The sequence below is a fragment of the Micromonospora sp. WMMC250 genome, assembly GCF_027460215.1.
Lineage (GTDB): Bacteria > Actinomycetota > Actinomycetes > Mycobacteriales > Micromonosporaceae > Micromonospora > Micromonospora taraxaci.
The window spans coordinates 1136378-1155443 of the sequence record NZ_JAPZBJ010000002.1; the positions used below are offsets into that span (position 1 = coordinate 1136378).

Annotated in this window: 18 protein-coding genes; 5 read left to right on the top strand and 13 right to left on the bottom strand. The window is 71.2% G+C overall.

Annotated elements, in window-relative coordinates; translation table 11 throughout:
- Positions 1–21: 21 nt before the first annotated feature.
- The 6 genes from O3438_RS04705 to O3438_RS04735 form a co-directional block, all read right to left on the bottom strand.
- Positions 22–2853: a PQQ-dependent sugar dehydrogenase gene (locus O3438_RS04705; RefSeq protein WP_269678757.1), complete on the bottom strand. Its 2832-nt coding sequence runs from the start codon at positions 2851–2853 to the stop codon at positions 22–24.
- A gap of 85 nt (positions 2854–2938) precedes the next feature.
- Positions 2939–4138: a ThuA domain-containing protein gene (locus O3438_RS34300; protein ID WP_442929557.1), complete on the bottom strand. Its 1200-nt coding sequence runs from the start codon at positions 4136–4138 to the stop codon at positions 2939–2941.
- Positions 4139–4571: 433 nt separating this feature from the next.
- The gene (locus O3438_RS04720) at positions 4572–5522 is read right to left on the bottom strand and encodes a hypothetical protein (protein ID WP_269678758.1); all 951 of its coding nucleotides are present in this window, start codon (positions 5520–5522) and stop codon (positions 4572–4574) included.
- A gap of 62 nt (positions 5523–5584) precedes the next feature.
- A complete protein-coding gene (locus O3438_RS04725; RefSeq protein ID WP_269678759.1) occupies positions 5585–6298 on the bottom strand; it encodes an alpha/beta fold hydrolase in 714 nt (237 codons plus the stop codon).
- A 104-nt stretch (positions 6299–6402) separates the two neighbouring features.
- Positions 6403–7212 (bottom strand): CPBP family intramembrane glutamic endopeptidase, encoded by an 810-nt coding sequence (locus O3438_RS04730; protein ID WP_269678760.1) that lies wholly within the window; start codon positions 7210–7212, stop codon positions 6403–6405.
- Between the two features lie 37 nt (positions 7213–7249).
- A complete protein-coding gene (locus O3438_RS04735; RefSeq protein WP_269678761.1) occupies positions 7250–7993 on the bottom strand; it encodes an SAM-dependent methyltransferase in 744 nt (247 codons plus the stop codon).
- A 74-nt stretch (positions 7994–8067) separates the two neighbouring features.
- Between O3438_RS04735 and mug the strand changes: the two genes are divergently transcribed.
- Positions 8068–8631 (top strand): G/U mismatch-specific DNA glycosylase, encoded by a 564-nt coding sequence (gene mug / locus O3438_RS04740; protein ID WP_269678762.1) that lies wholly within the window; start codon positions 8068–8070, stop codon positions 8629–8631.
- Here mug and O3438_RS04745 read toward each other — a convergent pair.
- Together O3438_RS04745 and O3438_RS04750 are read right to left on the bottom strand one after the other, a co-directional pair.
- Complete coding sequence (locus tag O3438_RS04745) at positions 8628–9134, bottom strand: SRPBCC family protein (RefSeq protein WP_269678763.1); 507 nt, start codon at positions 9132–9134, stop codon at positions 8628–8630. The genes mug and O3438_RS04745 overlap by 4 nt on opposite strands.
- Positions 9131–9493, bottom strand: coding sequence for a metalloregulator ArsR/SmtB family transcription factor (locus O3438_RS04750; protein WP_269678764.1), 363 nt, complete (start codon positions 9491–9493; stop codon positions 9131–9133). Before O3438_RS04750 ends, O3438_RS04745 begins: the two co-directional genes overlap by 4 nt.
- Positions 9494–9582: 89 nt before the next feature.
- On the opposite strand from O3438_RS04750, the gene O3438_RS04755 reads away from it, so the two are divergent.
- Positions 9583–10683 carry a calcium:proton antiporter gene (locus O3438_RS04755; RefSeq protein WP_269678765.1) on the top strand — a complete coding sequence of 367 codons (1101 nt, stop codon included), beginning with the start codon at positions 9583–9585 and terminating at the stop codon, positions 10681–10683.
- 18 nt (positions 10684–10701) lie between these two features.
- On the opposite strand, the gene O3438_RS04760 is transcribed toward O3438_RS04755, so the two are convergent.
- Both O3438_RS04760 and O3438_RS04765 read right to left on the bottom strand, forming a co-directional pair.
- Positions 10702–11955: an RNA polymerase sigma factor gene (locus O3438_RS04760; protein ID WP_269678766.1), complete on the bottom strand. Its 1254-nt coding sequence runs from the start codon at positions 11953–11955 to the stop codon at positions 10702–10704.
- A 3-nt stretch (positions 11956–11958) separates the two neighbouring features.
- Positions 11959–12351, bottom strand: a complete 393-nt coding sequence (locus O3438_RS04765; RefSeq protein ID WP_269683565.1) for a YciI family protein — start codon at positions 12349–12351, stop codon at positions 11959–11961.
- Positions 12352–12557: 206 nt separating this feature from the next.
- Here O3438_RS04765 and O3438_RS04770 point away from each other — a divergent pair, with 206 nt between their 5' ends.
- The 3 genes from O3438_RS04770 to O3438_RS04780 all read left to right on the top strand — a co-directional run bounded on the left by O3438_RS04770 (position 12558) and on the right by O3438_RS04780 (position 14391).
- A complete protein-coding gene (locus O3438_RS04770) occupies positions 12558–12761 on the top strand; it encodes a hypothetical protein (protein WP_269678767.1) in 204 nt (67 codons plus the stop codon).
- 115 nt (positions 12762–12876) lie between these two features.
- The gene (locus O3438_RS04775) at positions 12877–13620 is read left to right on the top strand and encodes a neutral zinc metallopeptidase (RefSeq protein ID WP_269678768.1); all 744 of its coding nucleotides are present in this window, start codon (positions 12877–12879) and stop codon (positions 13618–13620) included.
- A 120-nt stretch (positions 13621–13740) separates the two neighbouring features.
- A complete protein-coding gene (locus tag O3438_RS04780; RefSeq protein ID WP_269683566.1) occupies positions 13741–14391 on the top strand; it encodes an HAD family hydrolase in 651 nt (216 codons plus the stop codon).
- A 58-nt stretch (positions 14392–14449) separates the two neighbouring features.
- Here O3438_RS04780 and O3438_RS04785 read toward each other — a convergent pair whose 3' ends face one another.
- The 3 genes from O3438_RS04785 to O3438_RS04795 all read right to left on the bottom strand — a co-directional run bounded on the left by O3438_RS04785 (position 14450) and on the right by O3438_RS04795 (position 18789).
- Entirely contained in the window at positions 14450–17005 is a 2556-nt protein-coding gene (locus O3438_RS04785) for an ABC transporter permease (protein ID WP_269678769.1), read from the bottom strand.
- A complete protein-coding gene (locus O3438_RS04790) occupies positions 17005–17772 on the bottom strand; it encodes an ABC transporter ATP-binding protein (RefSeq protein ID WP_269678770.1) in 768 nt (255 codons plus the stop codon). The genes O3438_RS04785 and O3438_RS04790 overlap by 1 nt, the downstream gene beginning before the upstream one ends.
- A gap of 330 nt (positions 17773–18102) precedes the next feature.
- Positions 18103–18789, bottom strand: coding sequence for a response regulator (locus tag O3438_RS04795; protein ID WP_269678771.1), 687 nt, complete (start codon positions 18787–18789; stop codon positions 18103–18105).
- Between the last annotated feature and the right edge of the window lie 277 nt (positions 18790–19066).

Genomic DNA, 19066 nt, shown 5'->3' on the forward strand with positions numbered 1-19066 from the left:
CCGGGCCGGGCCCACCGCCGGTCAGCCGGTGGTCAGGATGAACTTCTCCCAGGCCCCGACCGACGTACGGTTGGCGATCAGGGATCCGGCCCCGGCGTTCTCGGCGCACACGATCTGGTTGTTGACAGTGGCCCGCAGGCTCACCGTCCCATCCGAGTTCGTGATGAGCTGGAACCTCTCCCACGATCCGATCGACGCGGCGTTGGCGACCAACGCTCCGGCGCCCGAGTTCGTGGCCGAGACGTAGAGCCCGTTGGCGCGTGACCGCAGCGCGATGGTGCCGCTGCCGCCGTCCACCCGGTCGAACTGCTCGGTGCTGCCGACGCTGGCCTTGTTGGCGATCAACGCGGTGCTGCCGACCGCCGACACGTACTGGTTGTTGACCTGCGCCCGCAGGGTCGTCACCGGGGTGCTGCTACCGGTGCCGGTCGTGAAGGTGAACGCGTCGACGTCGAACAGGTAGCCGGAGCCACCCTTGAACACCAGGTACAGCGTGGTCGACGCGCTCGGCGGGTTGCTGATCGTGGCGGACGCCTCGACGAACGTCTCCCAGTCGCCGGTCACCGGCACCGTGACGGTGCCCAGCAGGGAGCCGGTCGCTGACCCGGCCCGGACCTCGATGGTGCCGCCCGCGCCGGCCGACGACGCCCGCACGGTGATGCGGTTGGCGTTGGCCAGGTTGTACGGCTGGTACGAGATCCAGTCGTTGTTCTCGATGAACCCGGCGGTGCGGCCACCCTCGGCGTTGGTGTGGTCGGTGGCCTGGACGCCGGACTGGGCGCCGAAGTGCTCACCCTGGCGGTGCTTCGGTTGCAGCGTCTTGATGCTGTGCGTGGTCAACCCGCCGTTGTCGGTGTACGCGGCGTCGAAGACCCCGTAGATGTTCGCCGCCGAGTCGTGCTCGCCGTCGGTCGGCACGGTGATCGAGCCGCTGCACCCGTTCTTCGAGGTGATCTGGTGGGCGTGACTGTCGTGACCCAGCGCGTAGGTCAGGCTCACCCGGGAACAGTCGATCGTGCCGTCCTGCGGGTCGCTCACACTGATCTGGTACGACACCGTGTCACCGAAGCTGAACAGCTGCCCGTCGGCGGGCGAGGTGAGCGTCACCGTCGGGGCCGTGTTGCCGACGGTGATGACCAGGCTCGCCGTGCCGGACAGGCCGTTCGGGTCGGTGACCCGCAACGTGGGGGAATAGGTGCCGTTGGTGGTGTACGTCTTGGTGGGGTTCGCCGCCGTCGACGTGGTGCCGTCACCGAACGTCCACAGGTAGCTCAGCGCCCCACCCTCGGGGTCGGAGCTGCCGGCCGACGAGAAGTTGACGGTCAGCGGGTTGGCCCCCGACGTGGGGTTGGCCGAGGCGACAGCGATGGGGTTGCGGTTGCCACCACCGATGTACTCGATGCGGAACAGCGCCTGGTTGTTCGACCCGGTGCCGTAGTCCAGCACGTAGAGCGCCCCGTCCGGGCCGAAGGCCATGTCCATGACCTGCGTACCGGACCACGGGAAGTTGGAGATCTCCCCGCGGGAGCCGTCGGAGTTGACAGCGATGGCCTTGATCCAGCGGCGGCCGTACTCACCGGCGAAGAACTGACCGTTGAGCGACTGCGGGAACTTGATGCTGGAGTTCAGCGACGCGTCGTACCGGTAGACCGGGCCGCCCATCGGCGACTCCGAGCCGCTGCCGAACTCCGACGGCGAACCGGAGTCACCCGCGTACTTGATCCAGGCCGGCCTCGCTGCGGGCAGCGTGCCGAGCCCGGTGTTGCGGAACGAGTTGTTGGTCGGCCCGCCCGTGCAGTTGTACTTCGACTGCGACGGCCCGGACGGGAAGGTGTATTCATTGTATGTTTCGGTGCTGGTGTTGGTGCCGGTGCAGTACGGCCAGCCGTAGTTGCCCGGCGAGGCGATGCGGTTGAACTCGACCTGCCCGGAAGGACCGCGGCTGGAGTTCGTGGACCCGGCGTCCGGGCCGTAGTCACCGAGGTAGACGACACCGGTGGCCTTGTCGACGCTCATCCGGAACGGGTTGCGCAGACCCATCGCGTAGATCTCCGGACGGGTGTTGGCCGTGCCGGGAGCGAACAGGTTGCCCGACGGGATGGTGTACGTGCCGTCGGTCTGCGGCTTGATCCGCAGCAGCTTGCCCCGGAGGTCGTTGGTGTTGCCCGCCGTGCGCTGCGCGTCGAACTGCGGGTTGCGGTTGGTCCGCTCGTCCAGCGGCGCGTAGCCGGACGACTCGAACGGGTTGGTGTCGTCTCCGGTGGTCAGGTACAGGTTGCCGGCGGCGTCGAAGTCCAGGTCACCGCCGACGTGGCAGCACTGTCCACGGTCATTGGCGACCTGGAGCACGATCTTCTCGCTGCCCAGGTTGAGCGTGTCGTCGGAGTTGAGGGTGAACCGCGACAGCCGCAGGTGCCCCTTCCACCGGTCCCAGTCCGACTGCGAGCCGGTGGTCGGCGCGTCCCCGGACGGGGTGCTCAGACTCGGCGAGTAATACAGGTAGATCCACCGGTTGCTGGCGAAGTTGGGGTCGACGGCGACGCCCTGCAACCCCTCCTCGTCGTGCGTGTAGACCGACAGGGTGCCGGAGGTCTTGGTGTTGCCGGCCACGTCGGTGACCCGCAGGACGCCGTTGCGCGCGGTGTGCAGGACCGAGCGGTTGGGCAGGACGGCCAGGGACATGGCCTCACCCAGCTCGGCCGAGCCGGTGGCGAGTTTGACCTGTTGGTAGTCGGAGGCGGGAATCACCGCAGCCTGCGCGGTGGACGGGGCGGCAACGGCCAGGGCCACGCTCGTGGCGGCGGTGAGCGCCGCCATGACGGCCCGGGACCAGCGCCGGGATTTCGAGAACATGATCGTCCTTCCTCGACGATCGGGGGCCGGGCGTGCGGGGGCGCACCACGGCCGAAGGGGTGGTGATCAGTGAGCCGCGACGCGGTCAGTTCGTGACGAGGTCGAACTTCTCCCACTGGCCGATGGAGGTCCGGTTGGCGATCAGCGGGGACGAGCCACCGTTGTCGGCGGCGACGTACCGGCTGTTCACCGTGGCCCGCAGGCTCACCGTGCCGTCGGAGTTGCGCACGAGCTGGAACGTCTCCCAGGCGCCGGCGGAGGCGCGGTTGGCGATCAGCGCGGCGGCACCGGCGTTCTCGGCCGCGACGTACTGCCCGTTGCTCTTGGCGCGCAGCGCTACGTTGCCGTTGGCGAGGTTGACCACGTCGAACCGCTCACTGGTGCCGGCGGAGGCCTTGTTGGCGATCAGCGCGGTGGTGGAGTTGGGCGCGCTGACGAACTGGTTGTTGGCCCGGGCCTTCAGGGTGGAGCCGCTGGTGGTGGGCGGCGGGGTGGTGGGCGGCGGGGTGGTCGTCCGCGGCGAGCAGTCGGCGGTCACCGAACCCGCGGCGACCTGGAGGCCGCCGAGCAGCATCCGGGTGAAGTTCGGGTCGGTGTACGACGCCTCGGTGTGGCCCAGACCCGTGTACCAGGCCCGACCGCCGCCGTACGCCTTGCACCAGGTGATCGGGTGGTCGCCGCTCATGTTGCCGCCGCTGTAGGACGACTCGTCGAGGTTGGCCAGGACCCGCGCGGTGGACCGGGGGTTGGTGCGGTAGTTGTACCACTCGTCCGAGCGGACCCACGTCGCCGGGAGGTGCGCCGTCGACGGGTTGGTGTTGTCCTCGATCCGCACTGTCGCGTTCTGGATCGCCGGGTGCGAGTCGAAGTACGCGCCGACCAGTTGGCCGTACCACGGCCAGTTGTACTCGGTGTCGGCGGCGGCGTGCACGCCGACGTATCCGCCGCCGGCGGCGATGTACGACTCGAAGGCCGTCTGCTGGCTGGCGTTGAGGACGTCACCGGTCGTGGACAGGAAGACCACCGCCTGGTACTGGGCCAGGTTCGAGGTGGTGAACTGGTTGGAGTCTTCGGTGGCGGTCACGGTGAAGCCGTTCGCCGAACCGAGCTGCTGGATCGCGGCGATGCCGTTCGGGATGGACGAGTGGCGGAAGCCCGCGGTCTTGCTGAACACCAGGACCTTGGTCAGTGGTGCCGCCGAGGCCGGCGTCGTGAGGATTGCCAAGCTGGCCAGCATCACGGCCATGCCGGTGACGAGTGCCAACAGGCGGGAACGGGAACGCATGGGGGTGCTCCTCTGCTGAGCGTCGACCCTGGCGCGCGCGTCACGTGGGCGTGCGAGCTCGCCGAGGCCGCGATGGCGGTGGTACGGAGCCGGGCCGCCGATGCTCGGCTGAGATGCTGCGGGTGGTGCCGTGCCGGTGGAATCGTCCCGCAGGGGGTGTGCGCGACGCTGCGCCGTGCGGGTTGCCGTGCCGGTGCTCCCCGCCCGCCGAGGGGGGAGCATCGCGTCGCTACCGACAGTGCCAGGAGACGGCTGGCGCACCGGCGTCGACCGATCGCGATCGCACCGCCGCGGAGTCCGCCCGACCACAGTGGACGGACGAAGCCCATCGACTTCTATCGCTGACGCAGTAAACCTCCGATGTCTCCGCCCCGTCAAGCCCACCCCGGTCGGCGTCGACCGCTGGAGGCGGGTATTCCCGCCGCCGTCCCCGTCACGGCAGGTCCGACAGACTGACGCGCAACCACGTGGTGTCGACGAAGGCGTGCAACTCGGCGCCGCGCCCGATCACGACGCTCCGACGCGGCAACGGCCGGCCGCCGGGCAGCACGAGTCGGTACCGTCGGAAGTGGCCGTGATCGAGATCGCCCACCAGGATCCGATCGTGGTGTTCGCCGTAGCCACCGATCAGGGCGCACCGCGTGTCGTCGACGATGAGGGCGCGGGCGGCGGTGCGGCCACCCGGCCATGACCGCACAGTGTCTTCGGCGATGCGTACGACCGGGAAGTCGCTGTAGTAGGTGGCCCAGGCCGTCTCGCCGGTGACGTTGAGGGCGTAGCAGTCGTGGATCGGGTCGACCCCGTCGTCCGGAAAATGCCATTCGGGTGCGAGCCGACTGGTGAACCTGACAATGCCGGGGGCGCCGAGCGGTGGGCACCCGTCGCTGCCCCCGAAGACACCCTCGTCGAAGTACCCCACCCAGATCCTGCCGGAGCGGGTGGTCTGCACGTATTCGATTCCGTCGCCGAGAGCGCCCCGGCGGACCGTGGTCCCGTCGGCGTCGACGATGACGGCGTTGTTCTCCGCACCCTCGGCCAGCCGCCGGGAGCGGGCGCCGACGAGGAGCATCCGCCCACCGGGCAGGGGTTGGACGTGACAGTGCGCCAGCGCCAGGTCGGGGACGCTGATCACGCTCCGGACCTGCGGAGAGTAGGTGGCGACCTGGACCGCGACACCCGCCCGGGTGGTCGAGTCAGGACGCGACACGCCGTTCGCCGACAGGGTGGAGCCGAGGAGCGTCTCTCGGTCGGCCGTGCTCGACCAGAGCGCGATGGCCTCGCCGTGTGGACCGACGGAGACGCTGACCGGCACCTGGCCCGCTTGCACCGGAACGAGCGTCGCGTGCTGTCGCAGCCGAACCTGACCGGTAGACCTACTGCTCACCGTCGAGATCATGACAGGTCGGACGACGCGCTGCGGACCTGCGGTGAGCGCCCGTGCGGTTGTCAGCGGCCGGACGACGCAGGACTGTCCGTCCCTCTGGTGGCCATGATGATGAGGTCGGCGATCGTCTCCGGGTGGGTGACCATGGCGAGGTGGGAGGACTCGACCTCGATCGTGGTCGCGTTCATCCGCTCCGCCAGGAACCGTTCCAGCTCGGGTGCCGTGGTGCGGTCCTGGGTGGAAACCGAGTAGTAGCAGGGCTTGTCCCGCCAGGCGGCGACAGTCGTGCGGCCCTTGAAGAGGCCGTCGGCGATCGGCCCCTGCACCGCGTAGAGCGAACGGGCGCGGACCTCGTCGACTCCGCCGGCGAAGTCGTCGAGGAACGCCGCCTCGCTGAGCTGTCCGTACCCGCCGTGGTGGACGAGACCGGCGTTCGCCGGGGGCGTCGGATACTGGGCCGCGAGGGCCGCGTAGTCCTCGCCGGCGTCCGGGGCCCGGGCGGCGACGTACACCAGGGCGGTGACGTTCGGATGGTTGCCGGCCTCGCTGATGACCGTGCCGGCCCAGGAGTGGCCCACCAGCACGGTCGGCCCGTCCTGGCGGTCGAGGGCGCGGTTGGTGGCGGCGACGTCGTCGGCCAGGGTGGTCAGCGGGTTCTGCACCGCGGTGACGGTCAGGCCGGCCCGCTGGAGGATGGGGATCACGTCGGACCAGGACGAGCCGTCGGCGTACGCGCCGTGCACCAGGACGACGTTGCTGGCAGGCTCGGGGCTCATTCGGACCTCCGCAGGAGACGACGCGGTGCGACCGCTGACAACTCTCGCCTGACACTCTTCCGCAGGCCGGCCGGGTCGGGGGCCGAAAGCGGAGGTTCAGCCGGTCACCGTGCCGGCTCTGGTGCGACGGCCCGCCAGTCCAGATGGTGCCGGTAGAGGTGTCGCACGACGATCCAGCTGGCCGAGAACGGGATGGCCCCCATCGCCACGACTCCCAGGACGTCGGAGCCGACCACGTCGAAGACCGCCCCCACGTCGCCGAACAGTTGCGCGACAGTCTGGAAGGCGACGTGGAAGCCGATTCCCGCCCAGATGTCGCCGGTCGCGGTCCGGAAGGCGCCCAGCAGGAGCGCGAAGACGAAGAAGAGCGCGAGCCGGTCGACGGACCGGGCGGCCCCGACGAGGAACCCGAACACTGTGAACAGCACGGCCTGCCCAACGGCGGCCTGCCAGGCCGGCAACCGGGTGGCGAGGTTTCGCTGCAGGTACCCCCGGAAGATCAGCTCCTCCGGCAGCGCCTCCTTGAGGAACACGAGCACCACCAGCAGAACCGCCACGCGACACACGTCTCCGACCGACGTCCGCACGCTGATCTCGACCCAACCGAGGCCGAGGCAGAGCACGAACCCCACCCCGGCGGGGACCAGCCAGCAGGCCATCCCGAGCAGCAGACGCCGCCAGCCCTCGCGCAGCGACGGCAGTCCGAGGCCGGCCCACGGGCGTCGGTCCAGGAGGCGACGGACGACAACCACCAGGGGTACGACGAGCACCGTCGTGAGGACGGCTCCGACGGCGTGGGCGGTGCGATCGTAGTCGCGGTCGAGCACGGCCTTCAGCGACAGCCACACCGGCCCGGCGCCGGCGGATACGACGAGGATCCGCCAGGGCAGGGCGAGACGAGGTCCGGCGTTCACCACGCGCAGCGTAGCCAGCGGCGTCCACGGTGGGCCGTCAGCGGGCGAGGACGAGGTAGGCGAGGCCGAGCACCCCCCGGTAACCACCGACGTACTGGCGCAACCGGTCGTCGAGTTCCACGCGGACGTCGGCCGCCCGGGGATCCTCCGGGTACCTCAGCAGCCACTCCTGCCGCCCGGCCAGCCAGGTGGACTCGAAGTCGTCCCACTCACGCTGGTCGGCGGTGCTCAGGTGCAGCACCCGCCAGCCGCGTTCCCGGGCGACCTCGACGAGGCCGGGCAGGTCCGGGACCTCGGGTCCGAAGATCTCCTCGGTGTCCGGTGTCGGGGGCCGTTCCCAGAAGGCGTCGCCGAACAGCAGCCGGCCCCCCGGTCGGACCACTGTGGCGAGCGCGTCCAGCGCGGCGCCGGTGCCACCGAAGGCATGCGCCGACCCGACGCACAGGACCCGGTCGGCGGGCTCCTGCCAGGCGGCCGCCTCGCCCATCACGAAGGCGACGTGCCGGTCGAGGGACCGTCCGGCCGCCGACCTCCGCCCCCGGGCGAGCGCGGCATCATCGGTGTCGACGCCGACGCCCCGGGTGGCGAGCGCGCCTGACACGCCACCGGCGGCGACCGCCCGCAGCAGCAGCTCACCCCAGCCGCAGCCCAGGTCGAGCACCCGAGCGCCGGGGCGTACGTCGAGTCGCCGTAGCAGCAGCGCGGCGTGCTCCTCGGACAGGGGAGTGTTCCAGCGCATCCGCGCGTAGCGGCTGTCGGCGAGGTGGTCGGTTGCCTGCATGCGTCGAGGGTGCCAAGTCATGATCCGGGGCGCACGTCAGTTCCGGTGACCGGTCGTAGGGCAGGATCGGTCAGGTGGGCGCGCAGCAGTCGGAGCCGTTTCGGCGGCCGACACCGCAGGAGGTGGCGGCGGCCGCCGGTCGGGGCCTGCCGGACGTGATCGGGCCTGGCCTGCGGGTGCTGTTCTGCGGCTTCAACCCGGGCCTCTACTCCGCCGCCGTGGGCCTGCCCTTCGCGCGCAGGGGCAGCAGGTTCTGGCCGGCCCTGCACGGTGCCGGCTTCACCGACCGGCAACTGCACCCGTGGGAGCACGACGAGCTGCTGCGCCACGGACTGGGCATCACCAGCCTGAGCAACCGGGCCACCGCCCGCGCCGACGAGCTGACGTCGGCGGAGCTGGTGGCCGGGGTCACCGGGTTGGCGGTGAAGGCCGAGCGGTACCGGCCGGAGTGGGTGGCCGTCCTCGGAGTGACCGCGTACCGGATCGCCTTCGCCCAGCCCCGGGCCGGCCTGGGGCCGCAGTCGCAGCGGCTGGGGCCGGCCCGGGTGTGGGTGCTGCCGAACCCGAGTGGCCTGAACGCGCACTTCCCGTTGCCGGCCTTGACGGCCGAGTTCGCCAGGCTGCGCCAGGAGTTCTAGGCACGTTCGGCGGCGACGAGGTCCTGGTAGTACGGCTGCATCGCCGGGTGGTAGTCGTCGAAGTCGGGGCGGGAGGAGCCGTCGCGGGAGGCGACGAGCATGTCCAGGTAGTACTCCCAGCCGGCGCCCGTCTCGGCGATGCCCTCCACGCTCGTGAGGTGCTGCACGAACCGCAGCTCGGTGCTGCCGTCGGCCTCGGTCAGCGTCAGCTCCACCAGCCAGGTGCCGTAGCTGTCGATCATCGAAACGGCGAGATGGCGCTGGGCTTCGCAGGCGTCGATCCGGACGTCGCACCAGGGCTGCTGCTCCTCGTACGCCATCTGGACCCGGATGGTGCGCCCGGGGGCCGCGTCGCCCTCCCAGGGGCCGAACCAGCGAGCCGTGCGCTCCGGCTCGGTCAGGCTGGCCCAGACGTCCGCCGCCGGTGCGCGGAACGTGCGGGTCAGGACGAGGTCGTGACCGGTGGCGGTGCGGAACAGGCGTCCGGCGGGTGTGCGGGTCATGCCGTTTGCTCCCTTCGGTGTCCCGCCGGGCCGCGGCTGCGGCGCTCTCGGCGGGTGCGGTAGACCTCGGTCTCCAACGCGTCGAGGTGCCGTTCCCACCGGTCGGTGCCGGCCAGGCCGGCGAGCCAGCCGACCAGCGGCGCGAGCGGGCCCGGGTCCAGGCGGTAGATGCGTTGGCGACCGATCAGCTCGTCGCGGACCAGCCCGCTCTCGCGCAGCACCCGCAGGTGGCGGCTGATGGCGGGTCGACTGATCGTGAACCGCTGGGCGATGTCGCCGGCTGACAGGGGCTCGTCGCGCAGCATGGTCAGGATGTGCCGCCGCACCGGGTCCGCGATCGCGACGGTCACCTCGTTCACCGGTAAAGCGTAACCCATGAGTTACGGGTTCGGGATGTCGCTGCGTCGATGGTGGTCACATGATCACTTGACCTGGCACTCTTTACGGCATGGCCGCCTTCCTTCGCTCCCGCATGACCGACTGGACCTTTGCCGTACCCGTGCTCGCCGTCCTCGTGTTGATCGTCACCTGGGGGCGGAGCCCGCCCGGGCCGGTCATCGTGGTGGTCGCGCTGCTGCTCGGTGGCGCCGTCCTCGCGGCCGTGCACCACGCGGAGGTGGTCGCCCACCGGGTGGGGGAGCCGTACGGGTCACTGGTGCTCGCCGTCGCGGTCACCGTGATCGAGGTCGCCCTCATCGTCACGCTGATGATCAGCGGGCCGGAGAAGACCCAGTCGCTCGCCCGGGACACCGTCTTCGCCGCCGTCATGATCACCTGTAACGGGATACTCGGCCTGTCCCTGCTGCTCGGTGCCCTGCGTCGCCGGGTCGCGGTGTTCAACCCCGAGGGCACCGGTGGGGCCCTCGCGACCGTGATCACCCTGGCCGCCCTGAGCCTCGTCCTCCCGACCTTCACCACGGCCCGCCCGGGCCCGGAGTTCAGCCCCGCCCAGCTCACCTTCGCCGCCGTCGCGTCGCTGGCGCTGTACGGGTTGTTCGTGCTGGTGCAGACCGGCCGGCACCGCGACTACTTCCTCCCGGTCGACAGCCGGGGCCAGGTCATCGAGACGGAGGAGCACGCCAAGCCGCCCACCAACCGCGCGGCGCTGGCCAGCCTCGTCCTGCTGCTGGTGGCACTGATCGCCGTGGTCGGCGACGCCAAGACCGTCTCACCGACCATCGAGGCCGGCGTCGCGGCGGCGAACCTGCCACACGCGTTCGTCGGTGTGATCATCGCCCTGCTGGTGCTGCTGCCGGAAACCCTGGCCGCCGCCCGCGCCGCCCGCCGCGACCGGGTGCAGATAAGCCTGAACCTGGCCCTCGGCTCGGCGATGGCCAGCATCGGCCTGACCATTCCCGTCATCGCGATCGCCTCGATCTGGCTGGAAGGCCCGCTGCTACTCGGCCTCGGCGGCACCCAGCTCGTCCTGCTCGCGCTGACCGCGGTGACCGGCGTGCTGACCGTCGTGCCCGGCCGGGCCAACGTGCTGCAAGGCGGTGTGCACCTGGTGCTGTTGGCCGCCTTCGTCTTCCTGGCCGCCAGCCCGTGACCCGCACCGCCCGCCGGGTCAGCCGGCGGGCGGCGGGTCGCCGAGACGCTCCGCGCGGGCGTACAGGTAGCGCTGCTGCGCCAGGTTCGTCGACCGGGCCGCCGCCGTCCGGTACGCCTCCCGTGCCGCGACCCGCTCACCGACCATCTCCAACAGGTGGGCGCGAGCGGCCGGGAGTCGGGGGTCGCCGGCCAACCGCGCGTCGCCGGCCAGCTCGGCCAGCCGCGTCAACCCGTCCGACGGGCCGCGACTCATCGCCACCGCCACTGCGTGGTTGAGCGCCACCACCGGGTTGTCCGACATGCCCAGCAGCACCTCGTACAGGGCGGTGATCTGCGCCCAGTCGGTGTCCTGCGCACCGGCTGCCTCGTCGTGCACAGCGGCGATGGCGGCCTGCACCTGGTACGCCCCGACCGCCCCGCGCGGCAGCGCCCTGGTGATCAGCTCGGTCCCCTCGGCGATCTGGTCGGCCCGCCACCGGGAACGGTCCTGCTCGGCCATCGGCACCAACTCGCCGTGCGGGCCGATGCGCGCCGGAGCGCGGGCATCGGTGAGCAGCATCAACGCCAGCAGGCCGGTGACCTCGGGATCCTCCGGCAGCAGCCGGTGCACCAGGCGGGTCAGCCGGATCGCCTCGGCGGTCAGGTCGGCGCGCAGCAGCCCCGGGCCGGTGGTGCGCGCGTACCCCTCGGTGAAGACCAGGTAGAGCACGTGCAGCACCGCGGCGAGCCGGTCGGCCCGCTCCTCGTCGGTGGGCGGCGCGAACCGCAGCCCGCTCTCGCGGATCCGTTGTTTGCCCCGGCTGATCCGCCGGGTCATCGTCGCCTCCGGCACCAGGAACGCGCGGGCCACCTCGGCGGTGGTCAACCCGCCCACCGCGCGCAACGTGAGCGCGATCTGCGACGCCGGCGACAGTGCCGGATGGCAACACAGGAAGAGCAGGATGAGCGTGTCGTCCTCGTCCGCCGGCGGTCGATCGGCCGCCGGAGCGCGCCACTGCTCCGGGAGCACCCACCGCGCCACGGTGTCCTCACGGCGCATCCGGGCCTGCTCCCGGCGCAGCAGGTCGGTCAGCCGGCGGGACGCGACGGTGATCAACCAGCCGCGGGGGTTCTCCGGTACGCCGTCGCGCGGCCAGGCCTCGGCCGCGGCGATCAGCGCCTCCTGCACCGCGTCCTCGGCGGTGTCGAAGTGCCCGTAGCGGCGGACCAGCGCGCCGAGGACCCGCGGCGCGAACTCGCGCAGCAGGTCCTCGACCCGTGTCTCGGGCACCCGTCAGCCGCCCAGGTCCTCGATGCCGTCCAGCACCGGCCGCACGTCCACGTAACCGCCCGGGGTGTCCGGATCGACCAGGCCGGCGGCGATCTCGGTCGCCCGGTCGAAGCTCGCGCACTCCACGATCGTGTAACCGGCCAGGACCTCCTGCGTCTCCGGGTACGGGCCGTCGGTGACCACCGGCGCGCCCTCGCGTACCTGCACCCGGCGGGCGTGCACCGGCTCGCTCAGGCCCTGGGCGTCGACCAGTTCCCCGGACTCGGCCAGCGCCTGGTGGAAGGTCTCCATGTGCTTGTGCATCGCCGCGACCTGCTCGGCCGACATGGCGGGACGGTCGGTCGCCCGCCCGGACAGCACGTCGTAGTCCTGCTGTGAGCCGTAGAGCAAAATCATGTACTTCACGTCGCTGCTCCTTCTGTCCGTGGGCGCCCTCCGACGCCTCCGAAGGGAACGTCGAAGCAGCACGCCCACCCCGGACACACCCACCCCACCTGATCGGTCGATCATGAAGTTGTCGCCGCGACACGCCGAGCGGCTTCACCACAACCTCATGATCAGCGGAAGGGGGAGGGGTGGTGGGCGGGCGTTAGGTTGGCGGCATGACGACGGTGTGGGTGGTGGTAGGAATCTTCGTCCTCGTGGCGGTCGCGGCGATCGGGGTCGTGCTGCGGCGAGGGCGGTCGGCGATCGACGGCGACCCTGCGGCCGGGCGGGACGCCCGCGCCCGGCAGCAGCGGTACGAGGCCGAGCGGCACGGCGACCAGGGCGACACGTGGCAGCGCGGTCGGGAGTCCAGCGGCTGAGGTCCGGCCGAAGGGTGAACCGTCCGGCCGGCGCGCACGTGAAACCGGTGACGGGCGTGACGGTCGTGTGGTCGGGGTACTGCTCGGCGAGAGAAGCGATGTCTGGGGAGGCACAGTGGGGGCACGGTCAGGACGCGGCGCCCGAGGCACCGTGGCGGCCCTGCTGGCCGCCGCCCTGGTGTCGCTTGCCTGCGCGGGCGGCGGGTTGGCCGAGCCGGAGGCCGAGCGCCCCGGGGCAGACCCGTCGGCGGCCTCGCCCGGGCCGGGCACCACGCGGGCCGACAGCACCACGAGCGTCGCGGAGTTCGAGCAGGACGTCGCCGACGCCCAGGCGATCGCCGAACGCTACTGGGCAGCCCAGTTCAAGGCGTCCGGTCAGCGGTTCCAACCGGTCCGGCGGATCACCCCCTACCAGCGGGAGGGCGAGGTGTCCTGCGGCGGTGAGCCGCTGCCCCGCAACAACGCGGTCTACTGCTCGCGGGGCGACTTCATCGCGTACGACGTCCGCTGGTCGGTGGCGGCGTTCCGCCAGGTCGGTGACGCGTTCGTGTTCTACCTGCTCGGGCACGAGTACGCGCACGCCATCCAGGTGCGGCTCGGCATCAACTACAGCTTCACCATCCAGCAGGAGTTGCAGGCCGACTGCATGGCCGGGGCGTACCTCGGCGACTCGGTGCGCTCCGGTGCCCTGACCCTGGCCGACGGCGACCTGGACGAGTTCCGGGAGGGGTTGGCGGCGGTCGGCGACGACCCCGACCAGCCGTGGTTCGCCGAAGGCTCGCACGGCACCGCCGAGCAGCGCACCGAATCGTTCTTCCGCGGGTACGAGCGGTCGCTGGAGGCCTGCGACCTGGGCTGAGCGGGTTGCCCGGGTCACGTCGGTGGCCATCGCGGCCGTGGGCGGTGGCAGGCCCTGGCAGGATCGCCCGTGTCGGCCACGACCCTGGAGGATCCGCTGAACAGCCATCACCCCGCCGCCGTGCTCTTCGACATGGACGGCACGTTGGTCGACAGCGAAAAGCTGTGGGACATCGCCTTGCAGGAACTCGCCCGGGAGTACGGCGGGGACCTCTCCGTCGAGGCCCGCCAGTCGATCATCGGCACTGCCATGGCCGAGTCGATGCGCATCCTGCACGACGACCTGGGGCAACCCGAACGGGATCCGGAGATCAGCGCGGCGTGGATCAACGCCCGGATCCTGGAGCTGTTCCGCACCGGTCTGCCGTGGCGGCCCGGCGCGTTCGAGCTGCTGCGCGCGGTCCGCGCGGCGCGAATCCCCACCGCGCTGGTCACCTCCAGCCCCCGGGCGCTCGTCGAGATCGCCCTGGACACCCTCGGCCGGGACACCTTCGACACCGTGGTCGCCGGCGACGAGGTGGTCGCGGCCAAGCCGCACCCCGAGCCGTACCTGACCGCGGCCCGGCGACTGGGTGTGCCGATCGAGCGGTGTGTGGCGATCGAGGACTCACCGACCGGCGTGGCCAGCGCACTCGCCTCGGGCGCGGCGGTTCTGGCCGTACCGGCGGAGGTGGCGCTCGCCAGCGCTGTCGGCGTACACCAGGTGGAGAGCCTCACCGGCGTGGACCTGGACCTGCTCGCGGCGCTGCTCGCCGACCGGGCGGCAGCCTGACGGACGCGAAGGAGAGGGGCCCCGCCGCTCGGTGGGGCCCCTCTCCTTCTGTGCGGCGTCAGTCGTGGGCGATGGCGCCCAGGACGTTGATCCGTGCCGCCCGGATGGCCGGGACCACCGCGGCCACCACACCGATGATCGCGGCGAGACCGAGGAAGACACCCATCTGCCCCCAGGGCAGGATCAGGTCGGTGATGCCCTCGTCCTTGAGCGCCTCGACCACCGCGGCGCCGAGGCCGGTGCCGACCGCCACGCCCAGCAACGCGCCGAACACCGAGATCACCACCGCCTCGACGGTGATCATGGCCATGGTCTGCGACCGGCGTAGACCGATGGCGCGCAACAGCCCCAACTCGCGGGTCCGTTCCAGGATCGACAGCGCCAGGGTGTTGATGATGCCCAGCACGGCGATCACGATGGCCAGCGCCAACAGGATCTGGATCATCGTGAGCAGCCCGTCGAGCTGACCGGTCTGCTGCTTGATGAACGCGTCCCGGTCGGCCACCGACACCTCAGGGCTGTCCGCCAGGAGCGTCTCCACCTGCGGCAGCACGTCGTTCACCCGCGTGCCCGGGGCCAACTGGATGAACCCCTGGAAGGGCTGCGGGATCGCGAAGTCCCTTGCCGCCGTCACCGGCAGCATCACCGGGTTCAACAGCTGCCCGGACTCGTAGATGCCGCTGATCGTGTACGTCCGCGTCTCGCCGCGGGTCAACTGCACGTTCACCGTCGAGCCCACCGACCAGCCCCGCGAGTCGGCGGTGTCCGAACTGGCCAGCATCTGCGTCGGCCCGAGCCGGTCGATGTCACCGGCGACGGGCTTGGCGCTGAAGATCTGCCGCAGCGACGCGATGTCGCTGCTCGCCCCGACCCAGGTGGTCTTGCCGTCGATCTGACTCATGTCGCCGTACTCGCCGTCGACCATCTGCACACCGGGCAGGGTCTTGGCCTGGTCCAACACCGCCGGGTCGAAGCTCGGCGGGCGCGGCCCGCCCTGCGCCCCGGCGATCACCAGCTCGGCCTTGACGCTGTCCTGGGCCAGGGCGCTGATGCTGCCCTTGGCCGAGTCGAGGATCACCGTGATACCGGTTACCAATGCGATGCCGACCATCAGCGCCGCCGCGGTGATCGCGGTGCGGCGCGGGTTGCGCCCCGAGTTGAGCCGGCCCAGCTTCCCCGGCAACGACCAGGAGAAGATCCCGCCGAGCAGGCTCACCACCGGCCGGCTGATCAGCGGGGTCAGCAGCGCCACGCCGATGAACGCGAACAGCACCCCACCGAGGATGGTGGTCAGCGTCTGACCACCGGCGTTGCCGCTGAGCCCGAGGAACAGCAGCACCGCGCCGATGGCGGTGACCAGCGACCCGGCCACGGTGACCTTGGTCAACGGCCGGTCCGGGGTGGCCACGTCCTGCATCGCCGCGATCGGCGGGATCCGCGCCGCCCGCAGCGCCGGCAACAGCGCCGCCACCACCGTGATGACCAGGCCGACAGAGAACGCCCCGATCACCGCCGCCGCCGGCACGCCGATCCCGGCGAGGGTGAGCCCACCGGCGAGACTGCCGAACAGGTACGCCAGCAACGCGCCCACGCCGATGCCGGCGGCCAGGCCGAGCAGCGAGGCGATCAACCCGACCGCGATGGCCTCCAGCACCACCGACCCGATGATCTGCCGGCCGCTGGCGCCGATGGCGCGCATCAGCGCCAACTCGCGGGTGCGCTGGGCCACGATGATCGAGAACGTGTTGAGGATCAGGAAGGTGCCCACCAGCAGGGCCACCGCCGCGAAGCCGAGCAGGATCTTGTTGAAGAAGGACAGGCCCTCCTTCAGGCTCGCCGCGGCGTCCGAGGCGACCTGCTCGCCCGTCTTCACCTCGAAGTCCGCGCCGAGGGTGCGGGCCACGTCGTCGCGCAGCTTCTCGTCGGAGACCCCGTCGGCGGCGGTCACGGTGATGCTGCTGAACACGTCCGGCTCGCCCAGCATCAGCCGCTGCGCCACCGGCGTGGTGAAGAAGACCTCGTTCACCCCGCCGATCGAGTCCCGGTCACCGCTGTAACCGGCAATGCCGACCAGTGTGAAGTCCCGCTTCTTCGACTCGAACGCGGTGAGCACGCCGACCTTCTGGCCGACCTGCACCTTCGCCGTGGTGGCCAGCGCCTTGTTGATGACGATCTCGTCCTCGGCCTGCGGCGCGCGCCCCTCGCGCAGCCGCAGCAGGTCACTCTCCCCGGTCCAGTTCTCGCCCAACTGCGGCGGACCGAACGAGGTGACCACCTTGCCGTTGCTGCCGATCACCCGGGCGCCGTCGGCGTTGACGACGCCCGTCGCCGAGGCGGCCCCCGGAACCTGCTTCACCCGGTCCACCACGGCGGCCGGCAGTGGCGCGGCGGTCTGCTCGCCCTCCAACTCGCTCAGCTCGACCTTCGGCTTCGCCGCGACGTTCACGTCGATCTCGGAGAAGCCGTCGGCGAAGACCGAGTCGAACGAGCGGCCCAACGTGTCGGTGAGGACGAAGGCGCCGGAGACGAACATGACCCCGAGCACCACCGCCAGCCCGGACAGGATCAACCGGACCTTGCGGGCCAGCAGACTCTTCAGTGTCGCGCGGAACATCAGTTGCCCACCTCGGCCGGCGTGTCCAGCTTCTTCATGGTGTCCAGCACCGTCTCGGCGGTCGGCTCGATCAGCTCCGAGACGATCTCACCGTCGGCGAGGAAGACCACCCGGTCGGCGTACGCGGCGGCGGTCGGGTCGTGGGTGACCATCACGATCGTCTGACCGTGCTCGCGGACGGAGTTGCGCAGGAAGTTGAGCACCTCCGCGCCGGAGCGCGAGTCCAGGTTGCCGGTCGGCTCGTCCGCGAAGATCACCTCGGGGCGGGAGACCAGCGCACGCGCGCACGCCACCCGCTGCTGCTGCCCGCCGGAGAGCTGCGCCGGCCGGTGGTCCAACCGGTCCCGCAGCCCGACCGTCTCGATCACCGTGTCGTACCAGGCCTGGTCCGGCTTACGCCCGGCGATCGACAGCGGCAGCAGGATGTTCTCCTTCGCGGTCAGGGTGGGCAGCAGGTTGAACTGCTGGAAGATGAAACCCACCTTGTCGCGGCGCAGCTTCGTCAGCCCCGCGTCGCCGAGCCCGGTGACCGTCGTCTCGCCGATCGACACCGTGCCCCGGGTCACCGCGTCCAGGCCCGCCAGGCAGTGCATCAGCGTCGACTTGCCGGAACCCGACGGCCCCATGATCGCGGTGAACTGGCCGCGTTCGAACTCCGCGCTGACCCCCCGCAGCGCGATGACCTGCGCCTCGCCGCTGCCGTACACCTTCCACACGTCGTTCGCCCGGGCCGCGGCCTGCGCCTGCTGGCCTACCGTCGCGGTCACGTCATCTACCTCTTCCGTCTGTCCGAATTCACGCCGCCCCCCGATGGTCCGGCGCGACTGTTCCATCATCGGCGCTGCTCACGCCCGTACCGTCCGCCCACGGGTTGACCCGGCGCGGATTTCCCAATGCGGGTGCACCCCGATGCCGCATCAGGGTTGCCCCTGACCAGATGGTCGGTCGTGCGTGTTTCCGACCCTGCCCCCTCACGTCACAGGAGGGTCAACCTCGCGAGACCGTCTCCGGTCACGGTAGGTGACCGCGGCAACGCCGGCCGTCCCCCCATGGAGGGATCTTCGTGTACGCCGGGTGAGGTACCCCGGCCCGCGGAGCTACGCCCGGGGGCGGACCAGACCCGACTCGTACGCCAGCACCACCGCCTGCACCCGGTCGCGCAGGCGCAGCTTGGTCAGCACGTGCCCGACGTGGGTCTTGATGGTGGTCTCGCTGACCGACAGCACCCCGGCGATCTCGGCGTTGGACAGCCCTCGCGCGACCTGCACCAGCACCTCACGTTCCCGGTCGGTGAGCGCGTCGAGGGCTGCCGCGGGCGTCGCCGCCGGGTCGGGCAGCAGTGCGGCGAACCGGTCCAGCAGCCGCCGTAGGATCCGGGGCGCCACCACCGCGTCGCCGCCCGCGATGGTGCGGATCGCCGAGATCAACTCTTCGGCGGGCACGTCCTTGGCCAGGAACCCGCTGGCGCCCGCGCGCAACGCGCCCACCACGTACTCGTCCAGGTCGAAGGTGGTCAACACCAGCACCCGCACCGGCAGGCGGGCGTCGACGATCGCCCGGGTCGCGGCCACCCCGTCCATCCGCGGCATCCGGATGTCCATCAGGACCACGTCGGGTAGCAGCCGGCGCGACAACTCCACCGCCTCCACGCCGTCCCCGGCCTCCGCCACCACGTCCAGGTCGCCCTCGGCGCCCAGCACCATCCGGAACCCGGTACGCAGCAGCGGCTGGTCGTCGGCGAGCAGGATGCGCACCGGCCGCGCCGGGGCCACCCGATCGGTCATCACGTCTCCTGTCCCGCCGACGTCGTGCTGCCGCACCGGTCATCCTCGCGTACACCGGCCGGTGCGTCGCGAATCACCGTAGGCCGCGGCCCGTCGCGTTGTCCCGATCGCAGCGGCACCGCCGATGTCGGGTCGGCGCGGGGGAGGGCGGCGTCGTGTCGGGGACCACCACGCCGATGGGAGGACGCCCACCCACCGTCGACCGGCCCGCGCGGCGGCGGGGGCGGCCCGCGCGGCGACGACTGGCCCGCGAGCCGGCGGCGGTCCGCGGCGGCGG